At 68.3% G+C, this 18,616-nt stretch carries 20 protein-coding genes and 1 tRNA gene; 12 read left to right on the forward strand and 9 right to left on the reverse strand.

Annotated elements, in window-relative coordinates; genetic code table 11:
* Positions 1-38: 38 nt before the first annotated feature.
* Positions 39-1,025: a glycerophosphodiester phosphodiesterase gene (locus tag BN976_RS01765; RefSeq protein WP_051558319.1), complete on the forward strand. Its 987-nt coding sequence runs from the start codon at positions 39-41 to the stop codon at positions 1,023-1,025.
* Between the two features lie 82 nt (positions 1,026-1,107).
* On the opposite strand, the gene BN976_RS01770 is transcribed toward BN976_RS01765, so the two are convergent.
* Positions 1,108-1,190 (reverse strand) — tRNA-Tyr (locus BN976_RS01770).
* Positions 1,191-1,342: 152 nt separating this feature from the next.
* Here BN976_RS01770 and BN976_RS01775 point away from each other — a divergent pair.
* Entirely contained in the window at positions 1,343-1,834 is a 492-nt protein-coding gene (locus tag BN976_RS01775) for a YajQ family cyclic di-GMP-binding protein (protein WP_011778270.1), read from the forward strand.
* Here the strand turns inward: BN976_RS01775 and BN976_RS01780 are convergent.
* Positions 1,825-2,307, reverse strand: coding sequence for a WXG100 family type VII secretion target (locus tag BN976_RS01780; protein ID WP_011778269.1), 483 nt, complete (start codon positions 2,305-2,307; stop codon positions 1,825-1,827). The two genes, BN976_RS01775 and BN976_RS01780, sit on opposite strands and share 10 nt — an antisense overlap.
* 111 nt (positions 2,308-2,418) lie before the next feature.
* On the opposite strand from BN976_RS01780, the gene BN976_RS01785 reads away from it, so the two are divergent.
* A complete protein-coding gene (locus tag BN976_RS01785; RefSeq protein WP_036367443.1) occupies positions 2,419-3,444 on the forward strand; it encodes an NAD(P)H-dependent glycerol-3-phosphate dehydrogenase in 1,026 nt (341 codons plus the stop codon).
* A 130-nt stretch (positions 3,445-3,574) separates the two neighbouring features.
* Positions 3,575-4,981 (forward strand): IS1380 family transposase, encoded by a 1,407-nt coding sequence (locus BN976_RS01790; RefSeq protein WP_036367445.1) that lies wholly within the window; start codon positions 3,575-3,577, stop codon positions 4,979-4,981.
* Positions 4,982-5,147: 166 nt separating this feature from the next.
* Here BN976_RS01790 and BN976_RS01795 read toward each other — a convergent pair whose 3' ends face one another.
* From BN976_RS01795 to grcC1, 3 genes are all read right to left on the reverse strand, one after another.
* On the reverse strand, positions 5,148-5,678 hold the full coding sequence (locus BN976_RS01795; protein ID WP_011778267.1) for a hypothetical protein: 531 nt from the start codon (positions 5,676-5,678) through the stop codon (positions 5,148-5,150).
* A 46-nt stretch (positions 5,679-5,724) separates the two neighbouring features.
* The gene (gene htpX / locus BN976_RS01800; protein ID WP_011778266.1) at positions 5,725-6,615 is read right to left on the reverse strand and encodes a zinc metalloprotease HtpX; all 891 of its coding nucleotides are present in this window, start codon (positions 6,613-6,615) and stop codon (positions 5,725-5,727) included.
* Positions 6,616-6,693: 78 nt separating this feature from the next.
* The gene (grcC1, locus tag BN976_RS01805; protein WP_199558875.1) at positions 6,694-7,701 is read right to left on the reverse strand and encodes a nonaprenyl/(2E,6E)-farnesyl/geranylgeranyl diphosphat synthase; all 1,008 of its coding nucleotides are present in this window, start codon (positions 7,699-7,701) and stop codon (positions 6,694-6,696) included.
* 21 nt (positions 7,702-7,722) lie between these two features.
* Between grcC1 and menJ the strand changes: the two genes are divergently transcribed.
* Complete coding sequence (menJ, locus tag BN976_RS01810; protein WP_051558253.1) at positions 7,723-8,979, forward strand: menaquinone reductase MenJ; 1,257 nt, start codon at positions 7,723-7,725, stop codon at positions 8,977-8,979.
* A gap of 127 nt (positions 8,980-9,106) precedes the next feature.
* On the forward strand, positions 9,107-9,535 hold the full coding sequence (locus tag BN976_RS01815; protein WP_036367450.1) for a hypothetical protein: 429 nt from the start codon (positions 9,107-9,109) through the stop codon (positions 9,533-9,535).
* On the opposite strand, the gene BN976_RS01820 is transcribed toward BN976_RS01815, so the two are convergent.
* Positions 9,528-10,127 (reverse strand): TetR family transcriptional regulator, encoded by a 600-nt coding sequence (locus BN976_RS01820; RefSeq protein WP_036367452.1) that lies wholly within the window; start codon positions 10,125-10,127, stop codon positions 9,528-9,530. The genes BN976_RS01815 and BN976_RS01820 overlap by 8 nt on opposite strands.
* A 77-nt stretch (positions 10,128-10,204) precedes the next feature.
* Between BN976_RS01820 and BN976_RS01825 the strand changes: the two genes are divergently transcribed.
* A complete protein-coding gene (locus BN976_RS01825) occupies positions 10,205-11,791 on the forward strand; it encodes a phytoene desaturase family protein (protein WP_036367453.1) in 1,587 nt (528 codons plus the stop codon).
* On the opposite strand, the gene BN976_RS01830 is transcribed toward BN976_RS01825, so the two are convergent.
* Positions 11,763-12,821 (reverse strand): alpha/beta hydrolase fold domain-containing protein, encoded by a 1,059-nt coding sequence (locus BN976_RS01830; RefSeq protein ID WP_011778260.1) that lies wholly within the window; start codon positions 12,819-12,821, stop codon positions 11,763-11,765. The two genes, BN976_RS01825 and BN976_RS01830, sit on opposite strands and share 29 nt — an antisense overlap.
* A gap of 284 nt (positions 12,822-13,105) precedes the next feature.
* On the opposite strand from BN976_RS01830, the gene BN976_RS01835 reads away from it, so the two are divergent.
* From BN976_RS01835 to BN976_RS34250, 3 genes are all read left to right on the forward strand, one after another.
* Complete coding sequence (locus BN976_RS01835) at positions 13,106-14,506, forward strand: DUF2254 domain-containing protein (protein WP_036367455.1); 1,401 nt, start codon at positions 13,106-13,108, stop codon at positions 14,504-14,506.
* 196 nt (positions 14,507-14,702) lie between these two features.
* Complete coding sequence (locus BN976_RS01840) at positions 14,703-15,044, forward strand: hypothetical protein (protein WP_011778258.1); 342 nt, start codon at positions 14,703-14,705, stop codon at positions 15,042-15,044.
* Positions 15,045-15,148: 104 nt separating this feature from the next.
* The gene (locus tag BN976_RS34250) at positions 15,149-15,703 is read left to right on the forward strand and encodes a hypothetical protein (RefSeq protein WP_235621948.1); all 555 of its coding nucleotides are present in this window, start codon (positions 15,149-15,151) and stop codon (positions 15,701-15,703) included.
* 77 nt (positions 15,704-15,780) lie between these two features.
* Here the strand turns inward: BN976_RS34250 and BN976_RS01850 are convergent, their stop codons facing one another.
* Positions 15,781-16,467, reverse strand: coding sequence for a demethylmenaquinone methyltransferase (locus tag BN976_RS01850; protein WP_011778256.1), 687 nt, complete (start codon positions 16,465-16,467; stop codon positions 15,781-15,783).
* Positions 16,468-16,559: 92 nt separating this feature from the next.
* Here BN976_RS01850 and BN976_RS01855 point away from each other — a divergent pair, with 92 nt between their 5' ends.
* Positions 16,560-17,384 (forward strand): SDR family oxidoreductase, encoded by an 825-nt coding sequence (locus tag BN976_RS01855; protein ID WP_036367456.1) that lies wholly within the window; start codon positions 16,560-16,562, stop codon positions 17,382-17,384.
* Between the two features lie 9 nt (positions 17,385-17,393).
* Entirely contained in the window at positions 17,394-17,579 is a 186-nt protein-coding gene (locus BN976_RS01860) for a hypothetical protein (RefSeq protein WP_011778254.1), read from the forward strand.
* Positions 17,580-17,717: 138 nt separating this feature from the next.
* On the opposite strand, the gene BN976_RS01865 is transcribed toward BN976_RS01860, so the two are convergent.
* The gene (locus BN976_RS01865; protein WP_036367457.1) at positions 17,718-18,551 is read right to left on the reverse strand and encodes a class I SAM-dependent methyltransferase; all 834 of its coding nucleotides are present in this window, start codon (positions 18,549-18,551) and stop codon (positions 17,718-17,720) included.
* Between the last annotated feature and the right edge of the window lie 65 nt (positions 18,552-18,616).

Genomic DNA, 18,616 nt, shown 5'->3' on the forward strand with positions numbered 1-18,616 from the left:
CGCGCCGTCGCCGTCTCCTCCTGGCGGCCGTCACCGCGATGGTGGTCGGCTCCGTCCCGACGGTGTCCTTCCCGGCCGCCGCCCAGGTCCCGATATTCGACCTTCAGGCCCATCGAGGTGGCCGCGGCGAGACCACCGAAGAATCACTGCGGGCCTTTGCGAAGTCACTCGAACTCGGGGTCAGCACACTGGAATTGGACGTCGTCCTGACCAAGGACGGTCAGCCTCTGGTCTGGCACGATCCTGTGATCCAACCCGAGAAGTGCACCGACACCGGACCCGCGTTCGCCGCCGACGCGCAATACCCGTACGTCGGAAAGCTGGTGCACGACCTCACCTTGGCCCAGATCCGCACGCTCGACTGCGGGAAGCTGCTCGACGGTTTCCCCGACGCCGAGGTCGTGACCGCCAACAAGATCGCGACGCTGCCCGAGGTCTTCGGCCTCACCGATTCGTACGCGGCCGGCGTGCGCTTCAACATCGAGACGAAGATCGAGGCGGACAAACCCGAGACCTCAGCCGGACCGCGCGAGATCGTGGACGCGGTACTCGCCGCGGCCAGGTCGGCGGGCAAGCTGGATCGGGTCGAGATTCAGAGCTTCGACTGGCGCACGCTGCCGTTGGTGCGCCAGCTCGAGCCGGCGATCCCTCTGGTGGCCTTGTGGGACGAGACGACGTGGGTTCCCGGCTCGCCGTGGCTGGCCGGGATCGACCCCGCGGTGGTCGGCGATCCCCTCACCGGCGCCACGATGGTGGGCGCAGGCATCGTGTCTCCCGGCTACTCGATTCCCTATGGCCTGACGCCCGACGACCCGGGCTTCGCGCTCGTCGCCGACAGACCCTTCATCGAACGGGCACATGCGATGGGCTTGAAGGTCATTCCGTGGACAGTCAACGACGAAGACACCATGCGGGCACAGATCGCCGCCGGCGCCGACGGCATCATCACCGACTACCCAGCGCTGCTGCGCGACGTGATGACCGAGTTCGGTCTGCCGTTGCCACCGCCATACCGCCGTCACTGACCCAAGCGGTACGCCGAATTGGCGACCGCGCTGCGGGTCCGCAAACACGTCAGGCCCCCTCGAAAGGGGGCCTGACCCAGCGTGGCAGGTGCAGGATTCGAACCTGCGTAGGCGTTAGCCGACGGATTTACAGTCCGCTCCCATTGGCCGCTCGGGCAACCTGCCGGGTGCTGCATCGCGCTGCAGAGCGCGCACAGCAGGATACAACGAGGACGGTGCCCCGACACAAATCGTCCGGTGGGGGCCGGTGGTCGACAGGCCACGGCCAGCGGCGAAGATGGACCAAGCACCGACACCACGAGGGAGGGACGAGTCCAATGGCGGATTCATCGTTCGACGTCGTCAGCAAGGTCGACCGCCAGGAAGTCGACAACGCGCTCAACCAGGCCGCCAAGGAGCTGTCGACCCGGTTCGACTTCCGCGGCACCGACACCACGATCGCGTGGAAAGGCGAGGAGGCCATCGAGATCGTCTCCTCCACCGAGGAGCGGGTAAAGGCCGCTGTCGACGTGTTCAAGGAGAAACTGGTCCGTCGGGACATCTCGATGAAGGCGTTCGACGCCGGCGACCCGCAGGCCAGCGGCAAGACCTACAAGGTCAGCGGCACCCTCAAGCAGGGCATCTCCAGCGAGGACGCCAAGAAGATCACCAAGCTCATCCGAGACGAGGGCCCCAAGGGCGTCAAGGCGCAGATTCAGGGCGACGAAATCCGTGTCAGCTCGAAGAAGCGTGACGACCTGCAGGCGGTCATCGCGTTGCTCAAGGGCGCCGACCTCGACGTCGCGCTGCAGTTCGTCAACTACCGCTGACGCAGCACACCGCTGATGCCGGCCGCGGTGCCGGCGTCGATCTCGTCGAACAGCCGCAGCAGCCGTCTGATCAACGCGGTGAACCCCGGCTCGAACTGCGTGAGCAGCGGCGGGAACGGCGGAGCGATGGCGTGGCCGGCGTCGGTGACCGTCCAGCCGGAGGCCCGCAGTGCCTCCACCACACCGGTCAGCCCGTCGCGCGTCGCCGTCAGCCGGCTGCCGCCGGTGTCGAGGGTCTCCTGCACGGCGGCCAGCCGGTCACGCAGCTGCACCTGCGCGGCGAGGTTCCGTTCGGCCTGTGTGATCGTCCCCTCGCCCGCTGCGCCCCGCCACGCGGCGCGCAGCCGCCGCACCGATCCGCGCTGCTCGGTGATGAGCGCGTCGAGCTGCCCGATCTTGGCGCGCAGCTCCGTCGCCGCGGCCGTCAGGCTCGCCAGGTTCGATGCCTCGACCCTCGATACCGTGACCGGCAACAGCCACCCCCTCAGCAGTCGAATCCCATTATCGCCGCCGCCGGGTCACGGTCGGTGCACCTCTTCCAAACCCGCCCTCACGCCCGCTCCCCCGTCCTAATGTGATCTCCCATGGCACCAGCGCAGCGTGAACCCAAGGTCGTCGTTCTCGGAGGCGGATCGTGGGGAACCACCGTCGCCTCCATCTGCGCCAGGCGCGGGCCGACACTGCAGTGGGTGCGTTCCGCGGAGACCGCGGCCGACATCAACGAGAACCATCGCAACTCCAAATACCTTGGCGACGAAGTGGAGTTGGCGCACACGCTGCGCGCCACCACCGACTTCACCGAGGCCGCCGAGTGCGCCGACGTGATCGTGATGGGGGTGCCGTCACACGGCTTCCGCGGCGTGCTGACCGAACTGGCGGCGCACCTGCGGCCGTGGGTGCCGGTGGTGTCGCTCGTCAAGGGTCTCGAGCAGGGCACCAACTATCGGATGAGCCAGATCGTCAACGAGATCCTGCCCGGCCATCCGGCCGGGATCCTGGCCGGGCCCAACATCGCCCGCGAGGTCGCCGAGGGCTACGCCGCCGCGGCCGTGCTGGCGATGCCCGATCAGAGTCTGGCCGCCAACCTGGCACAGTTGTTCCGCACCAAGCGCTTTCGCACCTACACCACCGACGACGTGGTCGGCGTCGAGATGGCAGGCGCGCTCAAGAACGTGTACGCGATCGCGGTCGGTATGGGCTACTCGCTGGGCATCGGTGAGAACACCCGGGCCATGGTGATGGCCCGGGCGGTGGCGGAGATGTCGAAGCTCGGCGTCGCGATGGGCGGCAACCGCGACACGTTCGCGGGGCTGGCCGGCATGGGCGATCTGATCGTGACGTGCACGTCGCAGCGCAGCCGCAACCGGCACGTCGGCGAGCAACTCGGCCAGGGCAAGACGGTCGAGGAGATCATCGCGGCGATGAACCAGGTGGCCGAGGGCGTGAAGGCGGCCAGCGTGATCATGGAGTTCGCCGACAAATGCGGCATCTCGATGCCGATCGCGCGCGAGGTCGACGGGGTGGTCAACCACGGCTCGACCGTCGAGCAGGCCTACCGCGGGCTGGTGGCCGAGAAGCCCGGCCACGAGGTGCACGGCTCGGGCTTCTAGTTTGGCCTAACCCGGATTTTTCGTGAAGTGTTGTGATTTTCGGGGTGTAGATACGCGAAAGTGCCTGTCCTGCAAGGAATAATTGGACTTCTCTACGGTTCAATCGTTCCTACGGGAAGGCACCTCGCAGGTGAAGAATATCGTGGCCGCAGCGCGGGTGAAAGTGTCCGCCGATGGGCAGGGCGTGGTGTCGCATGCCGGGATGGGCTTGCTTCGTGAGCTTGCCGATCTGACGGGGTTATCGTCGCAGGTCACCGCCGTGCTGGCTGACACCTACCGGGGCCCGTGGGTGTACGCACCCGGTGAGGTGTTCGCCGATCTGGCCGCAGCGGTCGCCGACGGGGCCGATTGCATCGATGCGGTCGGCCAGTTGTGTGGGGACCGTGAACATGTGTTCGGCGCGAAGGCCTCGACAACCACGATGTGGCGGTTGATCGATGAGCGCATCGACGCCGCCCACCTGCCCGGGGTGCGGGCTGCACGAGCCGGCGCACGGGCCGCAGCATGGGCGGCTGGAGCCGCCCCCACTGGTGAGGGCTGGCTGCACATCGACCTCGATGCCACCCTGGTCATCGATCACTCCGACAACAAGACCGGCGCCACCCCGACCTGGAAGAAAACCTATGGTCACCATCCGTTGCTGGCGTTTCTGGATCGTCCCGAGATCGCCGGTGGGGAAGCGCTGGCCGGGCTGCTGCGCACCGGTAACGCCGGCTCCAACACCGCCAGCGACCACATCATCGTCTTGCACCACGCGCTGGCCTCGCTGCCGCCGCGATGGCGGCCCCGCCCAGGTAGTCCACCAGATTCGGATGCCTGCCGGGTGCTGGTGCGCTGCGATACCGCTGGAGCCACCCACAAGTTCGCCGACGCCTGCCGCACCGCCGGGGTGGGATTTTCCTTCGGATACCCCGTCGATGCGCGGGTCCAGGACGCGGTCGACACCCTCAACCTCGGCCAAGCCTGGTATCCGGCGATCGACACCGACGGCGGCATCCGTGACGGCGCCTGGGTCGCCGAAGCCACCGGCCTGGTCAACCTGAGCAACTGGCCCGCTGGCACCCGGCTGATCCTGCGCAAAGAGAGGCCCCACCCGGGTGCGCAGCTGCGGTTCACCGATGCCGACGGGATGCGGGTCACCGCATTCATCACCGACACCGAACCCGGCGTCATTGCCGGTCAGGTCGCCGGATTGGAGCTGCGGCACCGCCAGCACGCCCGCGTCGAAGACCGCATCCGCGAACTGAAAGCCACCGGGCTACGCAACCTGCCCTGCCAGTCGTTTTGGGCCAACGCCGCCTGGCTGGAAATCGTGCTGGCCGCCGCCGATCTGGTCACCTGGGCCCGGCTGATCGGCTTCGGTGACCACCCCGCACTGGCCCGCGCCGAGATCGCCACCTTCCGCTACCGGATCCTGCACGTCGCTGCCCGTATCACTCGCAGCGCCCGCCAGGTTCGCCTCCGTATCGACGCCACCTGGCGATGGGCATCAGCGATCGCGACCGCCTGGCAACACCTACGCACCGCTTTCGGATAACCAGCAAATCACTCGACCCACCGACCACGAAAGACCAGGCCCTGGGAAAGCCCGCCCCACCCGGCGACACGGGACACCCCACCACGCCCGCCACCCGACAACGACCACCCAGCAACACAATTCAGTGACCGAGCGGACCCGTCATCAACTCGATGCAAAATCGAGGCTAATTGAAGTACGGGTTGGTGCCCTCGGGACGCGCCAGCAGCGGGTTGACCGCGTTGACGATCCACGACGCAGTCGGGCTGACCACGAAACCGGACTGGTTGCGGCTGTCCACGCACGCGGTCAGCGTGCCGTCACCGCCGCAGCTGACCGTGCCGAAGCTCAGCCGGGTGTTCGGCGGCAGCGCGTTGACCGGACCGCCGAAGATCGGCGCCGGCGACGACGCCCATCCGGGCACTCCGCCCGAGACGCCGCTGACCAGGTTCGCGTTCTGGGGCGCGCCCGGCAGCACGCCGTTGCAGCCGTAGCCGCCCGAGCGCTGCAGCATGCAGGTCAACCCGTTGGAGCTGAACGCGTACGCGGAGCCTTCGAGCACCGCGAAGTCTTTCGGGTTGACCGGCGGATACGCGTTGATGTCCGGTGCCGGCGGGGGCGGAGGCGGTGTCGGCTGCGCCGCAGCCAGACCGGACACGTTGAGGACACCGGCCGCGGCAACACACACGGCACCGACGACGAATCTGCTGCGCACCATCACAGCCTAGATGTCGCCACAGGGACCGGCAGTGTTAGCCAGTGGGTCAGTACAGGCCAGGGTGTCGATAGGTGTCCGGACCGGCCATCGCCTCCAGCCGCGCGATCCGGTCGGCGATCGGCGGATGCGTCGCGAACAGCTTGCCGATCTTCTCGCCGGACCGGAACGGGTTGGCGATCATCAGGTGCGCCTGGTCGGCCAGCTGCGGCTCGGGCGGCAGCGGGGCGCGCTCGACGCCGGCGCTGATCTTGCGCAGCGCGCTGGCCAGTGCCAGCGGGTCGCCGGTCAGCTCGGCGCCGGACTGGTCGGCCTGGTACTCGCGGGACCGGGACACCGCCAGCCGGATCACCGTCGCAGCGATCGGTCCGAGCAGCGAAACCAGAAGAATTGCAAGCGGATTCGTGCCGCCGTCACGGTTGCCGCCGAACATGCTGGCGAAGAACGCCAGGTTGGCCAGCGCGGTGATCACCGACGCCATCGCGCCCGCCACACACGAGATCAGGATGTCGCGGTTGTACACATGGGACAGCTCGTGGCCGAGCACCGCGCGCAGTTCCCGCTCGTTGAGCATCTGCAGGATGCCGGTCGTGCAGCACACCGCGGCGTTGCGGGGGTTGCGGCCGGTGGCGAACGCGTTGGGCGCCGCCGTGTCGCTGATGTAGAGCCGCGGCATCGGCTGGCGCGCGGTGGTGGCGAGCTCGCGCACGATCTTGTACATCACCGGCGCCTGCATCTCGTTGACCGGCTGGGCGTGCATCGCCCGCAGCGCCAGCTTGTCGCTGTTGAAGTACACGTAGGCGTTCATGCCGATCGCAAAGAGCACGGCCAGGAACATGATGTTGCGCCCGAACAGGGCGCCGACACCGACGATCAGACCTGAGAACAGCACCAGCAACAGGAACGTCTTTGCCCTGTTGGCGTGCGGATGCCAAGTCATTCGGGTGTCCTCCTCAACAAACCTGCATGAGTCTTCGCGACGTCAACGACCGATCGCCCCACTAAGGTTCCGGGGAGGTCAACCGTGCCGGTTGATCGTGTACTGCACCAGCGTGGCCAGCGCCTGCCGGCCGGGCCCGGCGGGAAGCTGCCCGAGTTCCTGCTCGGCTTCGCGGGCGTACGCGGCCACGGTCTCCTTGGCCTTCGTGATGCCGTCGGAGGCACGCAGCAGCCGCAGCGCCTCGGCGAGGTCACCGTCGTCGGTGACCGGGGTGGCCAGCAGTTCCCGCAGCCGGTCGGCGTCCGGGCCCGTCTCACGCAGCGCATACAGCACCGGCAGGGTGTGCACGCCCTCGCGCAGGTCCGTGCCGGGCACCTTGCCCGACTCGTCGGGGTCGCTGTCGATGTCGATGATGTCGTCGGAGATCTGGAACGCGGTGCCCACGATGCCGCCGAGACGGGCCAACCGCTCGATCTGCTCGTCGTCGGCGCCCGAGAACGTCGCCCCGAACCGGCCCGACGCCGCGATCAGGCACGCCGTCTTCTCGTAGACCACCTTCAGGTAGTGGTCGACCTCGTCGACGTGGTCGGCGGCGCCGCGCGTCTCCCGCATCTGGCCGGTGACCAGCAGCGCGAACGTGTCCGCGATGATCCGCACGGCGTCGGGGCCCAGCCTGCTGACGAGGCGGGACGCGGTGGCGAACAGGTAGTCGCCGGCCAGGATCGCGATGTTGTTGCTCCAGCGGGCGTTGGCGCTGGGCGCACCACGGCGGACCTGCGCCTCGTCCATGACGTCGTCGTGATACAGCGTCGCCAGGTGCACGAGTTCGATGACCGCGCCGGCGACGGTGACCTGCCAGGCGTCCGGCTCCGGACCCAGCTGCGCGGACAGCACGGTGAACAGCGGACGGAACCGCTTACCGCCGGCCTGGAACAGGTGCTGGACCGCCTCGGCCATCAGCACGTCGGCTTTGCCCAGCTCCTCGGACATCAGCGCCTCGATGCGGGCAACTCCGTCGCGGACATCCTGAGCGAATTCGGCGTCGCCGAAGTCCACTCCCGCCACCACGTTCGCCGGTGTCCTCACACAGCCAACATACTGTGAAGCATGACCTCAGCGGCGGGCAGGAGCGCAGCGACCGGGGATTCGACAGCGGTCGATGTGGTCGTCGTCGGAGCCGGACCTGCAGGTTCGTCGGCCGCGGCGTGGGCCGCGCGCGCCGGGCGCGACGTGCTGGTGATCGACTCCGCGCAGTTCCCCCGCGACAAGGCCTGCGGTGACGGGCTGACCCCGCGGGCGATCGCCGAGCTGCGTCGGCTCGGGCTGCAATCGTGGCTGGACGGCCGCATCGCGCACCGCGGACTGCGGATGTCCGGGTTCGGCGCCGACGTCGAGGTGGCCTGGCCCGGACCGTCATTCCCGTCGATCAGCAGCGCGGTGCCGCGCACGGAACTCGACGAGCGGATCCGGCTGGTCGCCGTCGACGACGGCGCGAAGATGAAGCTCGGCGTCAAGGCCGTCTCCGTGGAACGCGGTTCGGGCGGCCGGGTGACCGGCGTGGTGCTCGATACCGGCGAGGTCGTGCGCTGCAGGGATTTGATCGTCGCCGACGGCGCCCGGTCCACGCTGGGGCGCGCGCTGGGACGGGAATGGCACAAGGAGACCGTCTACGGGGTCGCGATCCGCGGCTACATCGCGACCCCGCGCAGCGACGAGCCGTGGATCACCTCGCATCTGGAGCTGCGCTCCCCCGCCGGCGAGGTGCTGCCCGGGTACGGCTGGATCTTCCCGCTCGGCAACGGCGAGGTGAACATCGGCGTCGGCGCGCTGGCCACGGCGAAGCGGCCCGCCGACGCGGCGCTGCGGCCGCTGATGAACTACTACGCCGGGCTGCGGCGCGACGAGTGGGGATTCTCCGGAGATCCGCGGGCCGGGCTGTCGGCGCTGCTGCCGATGGGCGGCGCCGTGTCCGGGGTGGCGGGCCCGAACTGGATGCTGATCGGTGACGCGGCGGCGTGCGTGAACCCGCTCAACGGCGAGGGCATCGACTACGGGCTGGAGACGGGCCGACTGGCGGCGTCATTGCTCGGTTCGGGCTCGTACTCGGCGGCCTGGCCGGCGCTGCTGCACGGGCACTACGCGCGCGGCTTCTCGATCGCACGGCGGTTGGCGCTGCTGCTGACGTTCCCCCGCTTCCTGCCCGCGGCGGGGCAACTGGCGATGCGGTCGTCGGCGTTGATGAAGACCGCGGTCCGGGTGATGGGCAACTTCGTCACCGACGAGGACGAGGATGCCGTGGCGCGGGTGTGGCGGGGCGCGGGCACGCTGTCGCGCCGGATGGACGCCCGCCGCCCGTTCACGTGACGCGGCCGTCTGCACCGCGAGCACCGCGAGCGTGCGTGTCTGCACCCTCCTCACCGCGAGGGTGCGTGTCTGCGGCGGACACGCCGTGTGAATGCACGAGAATCCGCACGCTCGTCGGGCGGCGGACGTGACTTCGGCGTACCGCGCCCCGATGCGCTCACGGCGTGACGACGTCGACCCGCAGCCGGCGCTCGACCGGGCATTTGCGTTGGGGCTCTGCGGATTCGGCGACGACCGTGATGCCGAACGGTTGGAGCGGCGGGTGCGGCGGTTCGCCGCAGTGCCCGACGGGTCGTTCGTGTGGACGCGCGACGGTGAGGGGTGGTACTGGCTCGGCCGTCTCGACGGTCCGTACTTCTACGACGCCGACGGCGAGGTCGTCGACCTCGTCCACGTCCGGAGCTGCCGCTGGCGGCCGGACCCGGTCACCGAATCACGTTGCCCGGCAGCCGTTGTCGCGACATTCGGGCGCGGCGGCCGCAACTTCCAGCAGATCCACGACGCGCGGGTGGGTGAGGAGTCGCTGCGACTGTGGGACGACCGCTCGGTCAGGTGAGCTGGGCGAACCCCGACCGCAGCACCGCCATACTGGCCGAGGTGATCTCACCCAGGTCGTCCATACATCCACTTCGGCCCCAATGCTCCACTGCCACAACGAGAGCCGCGGCCAGCGCGGCGCCGGCGACATCAGCGACGAGGTCGATATCGGCGGTGCCGGCGTAGCGGGTCCGTATATGCCCGGTCAGCACATCGGCGAACGACGACTGCACCACGCGAAGATGGCCCGCAATGCGCTCGGCGCTGATCAGTTCGGATCGGGCCGTCGCGGCCTGACGCACCACTTCGAGGTCGTACGGAAACTCGGCGATCGCCGCGCGGACCGCGTCGAACACCGACTCCGATCCGGGGCGCCGCGCCAATGCCGCAGCTAGCCATTCGACCTGGGTCTCGTAATCCTGGAACAGGACCGCTTCCTTGGTCGGGAAGTGGCGGAAGAAGGTGCGCTCGGTGACCCCGGCCGCGCGGGCCAGTTCGGTCACCGTCACATTCGCGAAACCCCTGGCCGCGAAACTCGCCAGCGCAGCGCGCCGCAACGCCTCCCGGGTGGACCGTCGTCGCTGCTCGTGCAGGGTCGGTGTCGCGGTCACAGGAGCAGAGCCTACGCACCAACGAAGATTTATGTCAGTACTGACACATTTTATGTCAGTACTGACATGATCGGTCCATGAGCGACTACGACGCGATCATCATCGGCGCGGGCCACAACGGACTGACGGCTGCGACGGTGCTGCAGCGGGCCGGTCTGCGCACCGTGCTCCTGGAAGCCAACACCTACGCCGGCGGCATGGCGGCCACCGTCGAGCTCATCGACGGGTTCCGCTACGAGATCGCGGGGTCGGTGCAGTTCCCCACCCCTGCCGTGGTGGCCAAGGAACTCGGCCTGGACCAGCTACCCACCGTCGACACCGAGGTGATGTCGGTCAACCTCGGTGACGACGGCGACGAACCGATGATCTTCTACCGGGACCCGATGCAGTTCATGACCCACCTCGCCGAGAAGCACGGCGAGGACGCGGTGGCAGGGATGGCGGGATTGCTCGGCTGGAGTCACGGGCCGGCGCAGGCGCTGGGCCGCTTCGATGTCTGCACACCACCGAAGACGATCGACGAGATGTACGCGTGCGCCGCCGACGAGGACCAACGCAGAGCGATCCACGACGTGCTGTTCGGCACGGCGATGGACGCCATCGACCGCTACCTGCCCGACAGGCACCGGCACGCGGTGCTGCGCAGCATGCTCGCCTTCCTCGCCGTCAACTCGACCTACCGCGGACCGTATACGCCGGGCAGCGCAACATGTTTGGCGTTCGCCCTCGCCGTGCCCGATGACTCGACCGCGATGATGACGAAACTGCAGGGCGGAATCGGCGCGCTCTGCGACCACCTGCTGGACCAGTACCTGCGCTGCGGCGGCGCCATCAGATACCGGGCGAAGGTCGACGGGATCACCGTCGACGGCGGACGCGTCACCGGCGTGCGGTTGCGGGACGGCTCCCGCATCGACGCTCCTGCCGTGATCTCCACGCTGTCACCGGATCTCACACTGAACACCATGGTGGGCGCCGAGCACCTGCCCGCCGATCTGACCGCCCGCCTCACCGGGCGCGACCACCGGGCGTCTTTCGTGCAGATCCACTTCGCGCTGGACGGACTGCCCGAATTCGCGCCTCCCTACGACTTTCTCAACGAGCCCGGCATGCAGGGATCCATCGGCATGTTCAACTCTCCCGAGGAGCAACAGCGACAGTGGGAGGAGTGCCGGCGGGGCGTCATACCCGACAACCCGTCCATGGGCATGCAGATACCGTCGGTGCACGACCCGGCGATGGCGCCGCCGGGTATGCACGCCGCCAGCGCTTTCGCCTACGCGTTCCCCGTCGAGACCCCCCGGGATCAACACGGCCGCCTCAAGAACGTGATGGCCGAGAAGGTCATCGACAAGATCTGCCGGTACGCCCCGAACTTCCGCGACGTCCAGATCCGCCACATCACATTCGCGCCGTATCACATGGACACGATGTTCGCGGCTCCCGCGGGCGACTTCTGCCACGGCCTGCTGCACCCGGATCTGATGGGGCCCAACAGGCCCGGACCCAAGGGCTTTCTGGACATGCCCGTACCGATCGACGGCCTCTATCTCGGTGGCGCCGGATGTCACGGCGGGCCCGGTATCACATTCATCCCCGGCTACAACGCCGCACACCAGGTGCTCGCCGATCGCGTCAGCGCAGCGAGTGCGCGAACCCGCTGACGTCACGGATGCTGGCGGCGAACACATCCGGCATCGCGGCCCCGAACAGCAGATCCCCGCCGTGACAGGTGCCCGCGACGATGCGACCGACCGCAGGTACACCGGCGCGCAACAGCCTGCGATAGTACTGCAGGCCCTCGTCGCGCAACGGGTCCAGCTCGTTGACCGAGATCACATGCGGCGGAAGGCCTTTCAGCTCGTCGTCGTCGGCGACAGCCGCCCAGCACGCCGCATCGCCCACGTTCGCACCCTCGGGGTCGTACAACGACCCGAGCAGCGCGAGCTGTTCACGACTGACGAAGTAGCCGTCGTTCTCCACCAGCGACGGCAGATCCTCACATGCCTGCAACCACCGATTCGAGATGTAGGGGCACTGCGCGTAGAAACCCGCGATCTCGTCGACCCATCCCTCACGTTTCGCCTTGTGCGCCAACGTCAAAGTCAGGTTCCCGCCACCGGATTCGCCGGAGACGACGATATGGCTGATACCGAGTTCGTCCCGGTTGGCGCTGACCCACCGGGCCCCCGAGGCGCAGTCGTTGAGGCCGGCCGGATACGGGTGCGGACCGAGCTTTCCCCCGGAATTGCGGAATTCGACGCCGACGACGACGAGGCCGGTGGCGGCGAGGTGCTCACGCAGCCGGATATAAGCGAGGTCAGCGGCACTCGCGATCGCCATTCCCCCGCCGTGCAGATGCACGATCCCGGGCAGCGTGCCCGCCGCGTGAGCGGGCCTACTCACGAACACCGTGATGTCGTTGCCGTCGACGCCGGGGATGGTGCAGGTGGTGGTGGCCACCCCGTCGGGCGCGGGTAGTTCCGCGGCCAGCACCTCGAACACCGCGCCCATCCCCTCTTCGCTCATCGCGGCGAAGGCGTGGCGCTCCTCGAGTGGTGAATCCACCGACAGACCGCTGGCGGGCAGTCGGCCTTCCAGGCCGAACCGGGCGAAGACCTCGACCATCCGCGGGTCCGCGCGGGGATCGGTGCCGAGCGTGGAATCGGGATCAGCGTGGCGTCCGAGCAGCATGAGCGTCACGCTAATGCTGTCGCGCAGGCGAAGGGGCACTTTCGAGTGGCGCGAGCGTGCGCGGAATCGAGTTCCACACGCAGGGGATTCCAGCAGAGGGCGCGCACTCACCAGGGTCCACATGAAGTCAAGGAAAATGTGTGCCGGCGCGTGTCTCGGGTACTTGGATGGGATCACGGGTATCGAAACCCGGACTCAGCACTCAGGGGGTGCCCGTCACCGATGGACAACCGCGTAAGCGGCTGCGAGCGCCTGGTACTCGGCGAACCCGATCGTCGATGCCGATGAGCGCCGACGGCAACGGTCGCCACGGGGGCTCCCGCATCCTGGGCACTGTCAAACAGCGCGGCGCCGTGGTCGTCGACGGGTTACGGAGTCGGCTGTGGCCCGTGCCCGCTCTCGGGGTGGTGGCCGCCGTCCTGGCCGGCATCTCGATCCCCGAACTCGACAGCGCCGTCGATGCGCAGCTGCCTCAGACACTGGCTGGCTACCTGTTCGGCGGAGGCGCTGACGCGGCGAGGGAGGTCCTGGGCGCCATCGCGACCTCACTGATCACGGTCACCTCGCTGACCTTCTCCTTGACCCTGGTCACGTTGCAGCTGGCCAGTTCTCAATACACCCCGCGGCTGTTGCGGACATTCGCAGCCGACCGGTTCGTCCAACGAACCCTGGCACTGTTTCTCGCGACTTTCGTCTATGCACTCACGGTTCTGCGCACCGTCCGCAATGACAATGACGGAACCGCGGAGTTCGTTCCGCAGATCGCAGTCACGGTGGCCTACCTGCTGGCCATGGCCAGCGTTCTGGCGCTGGTGCTGTTCCTCGGGCATCTGGTGCGCCAGATACGGATCGAGACGATGCTCGACCATGTCGCCGACGATATCGAGCAGACCGCAGGCCGGCTGCTCGACCGGATCGACGACCACCCCGCTGGCAGCGATGTGCCCGTCCCGCCCGCCGACGCGTCGATCGTCACCGCGCGCTCCTCGGGCTTCCTTGTCTCGGTCGCCGAGCGAGCCCTGCTCGAGGCGGCCGTCGACGCCGACGTGGTGATCTGGGTGGACCGCCCGGTCGGATCGGACATCACCGCGGGTGTCCCGGTGGCGCTCTGCTGGCCCGCACAGAACGGGGACGGACCCCTCCACGGAGACCGGTGGATCTCGGTGCGTGACCGGGTCGCCGGCGCCCTCACCGCGGGTAACGAACGCACCGCGACCCAGGACATCGGCTACGGGTTCCGTCAGCTCACAGATGTGGTGGTCCGTGCGCTGAGCCCGGGCATCAACGACCCCACCACTGCCGTGCACGGCCTGAACTCGAGCAGCGCAGCACTGTGCCGACTCGCCCGATACCGCCTGGGCCGCCGGATTCTGTGCGACGAGAACGGGGCGGCCCGGGTGGTGCTGGCACAACCTGACCTGCCCGACCTGCTCGACCTCGTGGCCGGCCAGCCGTTGCTCTACGGGGCGAGCGACCCGGCGGTACTGACGCGATTGTTGTCGATGCTGCGCGAACTCGCCTGGGTGGTGGTGCTCCCCGAGCACCACCGCGCGATCGCCGACCGGCTCCGCCGTCTGGAGCGGGCCGTAGCCGAGCAGGATTTCGACCCCGTCGAGCGGCAACGGCTGGATCAGCTGGCGCGCAATGTGCGGGAGGCACTCGGTCGTCGCTGGCCTCCCGGTTGAGTCTCGTCAGCTTCAAAGTCTCGTCGGCGCAGCAGTGTCGGCCGATCTCGTCAGCGCCGACGGACCGCCGACCTCGTCGTCGGAGAAGGCGCTGAGAGAACCGTCGCCCCCGGTATCGAGCCGTGCCCCAGCCAACGAAGTCACACGCGGTCGGCCCGGCACGTATCAAAGCGCCTTCTGTGGGTACGGATATGGCATGGTGCGTTTGACAGCTGTCTTCGTGGGAGTGGTGGCCCTGCTGGTCGGGATCCTTGGACTGATCACTCCGGTGTCGGTCTCCCCCTATCGGCAAGTCGTGAGTTGTGGGAGCGCGATCGCCCCGGACCTGTCCGAGGCCCGATCACTCGACGACACCAGTGCCGCGAACGTCCCGGTGGCCGGCGAGGTCGTGGTCGACACGGACTACACGCAACTCTGTCGCATGGAACTGGAGGACCGGAGGCTGTGGACCATCACCGTCGCGGTGGTGGGGGCGCTGGCGATGAGCGCCGCCGGAATCCAGCGCGTTCTGGCGTCGCGAAAGACGCCGGCCCGCTGAGACCTTCATCAGCAGCACCGTGAGCGTGCGGGTCTGCACCGCGACACGCCGTAAAATCTGCGCAATACCGCACGCTCGCGACGGGATTCACCCAAGCTCTCCCCATGGATGCGCCTCTGGAACCGGTCATCATCGCCGAACACGGCGGTCTCGTGGTGGCCGAACGAGGGGCCGAGGTGCTGGTCTTCGACCGTGGTAACGGGCCGTCGGACATCACGCTGTTCGTCCTCGTCGTCATCACGCTGGTGTTCGGCGGTTTCGGTGTCATATCGGTGTTCTCGGATGTGTCGTCGGGAATCACATCCCGGCCAGGGTTGCTCGGCGGCGTCATCCTCGCCGTCGGAATCGTCGCGGCAATCGCGATGTACTTCTGCGCCAAGGGAATCCGTAGCAGAAGGCGACGACCGCTGACCGCGTTCATCCCGGTGGCTGTGTTCGACCGGGCCCAGCAGACCTACCGGGACGGCGGGGGCGCGGTGATCGCCCCGCTGGATCAGGTGCGGTTCGAGCGAAGAATGCAGCTGACCTCCAGCTCGCCGAAGCTGGTTGCAGTAACCCCTTACGGGGAACGGATAATCAAGCGCGGCAACCCGTTCGGCGGCAGCATCGGAGACCTCGACCAAGTGCTCAATGACGTCGTTCACGGCCACCGCGGTTGACGAGCGTGCGCGATGTCGGGGTTTCCCGCGGCGAGTCGGCCGCAGACACGCACGCTCGCGGGTAATCTCGCGGGTAATTAGGCCTTGGTGGCGGCGTGCAGCGCGACGATGCCGCCCGTGAGATTCCGCCAGCGCACGTCCGACCAGCCGGCCGCCTCGATGCGGGCCGCGAGCTCGGCCTGATCCGGCCAGGCCCGGATGGACTCCGCCAGATACACGTAGGCGTCCGGATTGGACGACACCGCCGACGCCATCGCCGGCAGCGCCCGCATCAGGTACTCCTTGTACACCGTGGCGAACAGCTTGTTCGTCGGTGTGGAGAACTCACACACCACCAGCCGCCCGCCCGGCCGCGTCACCCGCGCCATCTCCCGCAGCCCCGCCGAATGGTCGACGACGTTGCGCAGACCGAAGCTGATCGTCACCGCGTCGAACACCCCATCGGCGAACGGCAGCCGCGTCGCATCCCCGGCCACCTTCGGCACGTCGCGCGCCGCGCCGGCCGCCAGCATGCCCACCGAGAAGTCCGCGGCCACACACCACGCCCCGGAGCCGGCCAGCTCGACGGTCGACACCGCCGTCCCGGCCGCCAGGTCCAGCACCTTGTCCGACGGACTCAGCTGCAGCGCCTCACGGGTGGCACGCCGCCAGAACCGGTCCTGTCCCAGCGAGAGCACCGTGTTGGTCAGGTCGTAGCGCCGCGCGACCCCGTCGAACATCGACGCCACTTCATGCGGGTCCTTCTCCAGCGAGGCGCGGTTCACGAAGCCGAACGTATCAGGCAGGAGGCTGGCAGTCGGCTGTGCGCTCGGTGTGACAGGGAATGCCAGGCCACCCGACGGGCATTGATCCGGGCATGACCGAAAAAGTCTGGTTCATCACCGGTGCGTCCCGGGGGTTCGGCCGCGAATGGGCGATCGCGGCGCTCGACCGCGGCGACAAAGTGGCCGCCACCGCGCGCGACCTGTCCACCCTCGACGATCTGACCGCAAAGTACGGCGACGCGCTGCTGCCGCTGACGCTTGACGTGACCGACCGCGACGCCGATTTCGCCGCGGTCACACAGGTCCACGACCACTTCGGCCGGCTCGACATCGTCGTCAACAACGCCGGCTACGGGCAGTTCGGCTTCGTCGAGGAACTCTCCGAGCAGGAGGCGCGCGCACAGATCGACACCAACGTGTTCGGCGCGTTGTGGATCACCCAGGCCGCACTGCCCTATCTGCGGGCGCAGCGCAGCGGCCACCTCATCCAGGTGTCGTCGATCGGCGGAATCGTGGCATTTCCGAACCTGGGCATCTACCACGCGTCCAAGTGGGCACTGGAGGGCTTCTCTCAGGCGTTGGCGCAGGAGGTCGCCGAGTTCGGGATCCACGTCACGCTGATCGAGCCGGGCGGCTTCTCCACCGACTGGGCGGGGGCCTCGGCCAAACGTGCGACGGCGCTGCCCGCCTACGCCGAGGCACACGCCGCCACCGAACGCACCCGACAGGCACGGACCGCCCGGCCCGGTGACCCGCAGGCCTCGGCCCGCGCACTGCTCACGGTCGTCGACGCGCCGGAGCCGCCGCTGCGGGTGTTCTTCGGCGAGCTTCCCCTGGAACTGGCCAGGGCCGACTACGAAAGCCGGCTGGCCAACTGGGAGAAGTGGCAGCCGGTGGCGATCGAAGCCCAGGGCTGAGGGCCGGCCATGACCCGTGGTGACCACCGCCGCCCGCACCCGTTCTACGGGGTGGCCCTGTCGGCGGCCGCGCTCCCGTCGTGCTGGGCGGCGTCGCTGATCACCGCGACGTGGCTGGCGGCGTCGATCTACGTCGGCGCGGCGTGCGCGGCCGCGGTCGGTTTCGTCATGACGCTGCGCGACCTGCCGACGTAGCCGCAAGCGCGGCTCATCGCACCCTGATCTCGACCATCGGCACCTCGGTACCAGGCGGAGCGACCCGCCCGTGCAGTGCGCCCTCGATGACCGTCCGCAGCGACTCCCAAGCCCGCGGATGCCGTTCGATGTAGCGGCTCAGCCGAATTCGAGCAGCGTGTAGGCGCCGCGGTAGTTCCTGGTCGGCTTGAACTGCCAGAACGCGGGGAACACCCGCTCGAAGAGGAACCCCCGGCCGCGCGGCATCGGCAGGTCGTGCACGGCGGCGATACCCGGCACCGTGTGGACCAACTCCGCCAGTTGCGCCGGCGACAGGCTGAACGGCATCGGCGGCACCCGGTAGCGCGCCGACGAGCGCATCCCCTTCGGCGCGATCTTCTTCACCATCGTCGGCGGCAGGTCGAAGATCATCTGCCCGCCCGGGAACCGGCTGGCGCAGGCGGTGATCAGGTCCATCGCCTCGTCGGGCTGCAGGTACATCAGCAGGCCCTCGGCGGTGATGAACACACCGTCAGTGGTGTCGACCGCATCCATCCAGCTGTAGTCGAGCGCGGACTGCGCGAGGGTGGTGATGCGGGGTGAGTCCGGCAGCAGTCGTCGCCGCAACGCGATCACCGGTTCGAGGTCGATGCTGACCCAGCGGAACCGGGAATCCGGAATCGCCGCGTCGAGCCGCCAGAAGCTGGTCTGCAGACCTTCGGCCAGCGCGACCACCGTGGCGGCGGGATGCCGGGACAGGTAGCGGGTGGCGGCGCGGTCGAACGCCAGTGAGCGCAGCGCCATCTCCTGGCCCTTGCGGCGGCCGAACTTGTCGAAGTCGAAGTCGATCGCATCGACCAGCCGGATGGCCATCGGGTCGTCGATGATGGCGTTCGGGTGCCGCGCCTGGTAGGCGCGCCCGTTCAGCGTCAGCAGCGCCGTCTCCGAGACGCCGGCCAACGCACCGGCGTCGATCTTGCCGTCCTGGTCCACGCCGACGAACCTACCCGCCGGTGCTGTCAGACCAGGTAGATCGGATCCGCCGTGGACAGCAGACC

It is taken from the genome of Mycolicibacterium austroafricanum (assembly GCF_000612725.1).
Classification (GTDB): Bacteria; Actinomycetota; Actinomycetes; order Mycobacteriales; family Mycobacteriaceae; genus Mycobacterium; species Mycobacterium austroafricanum.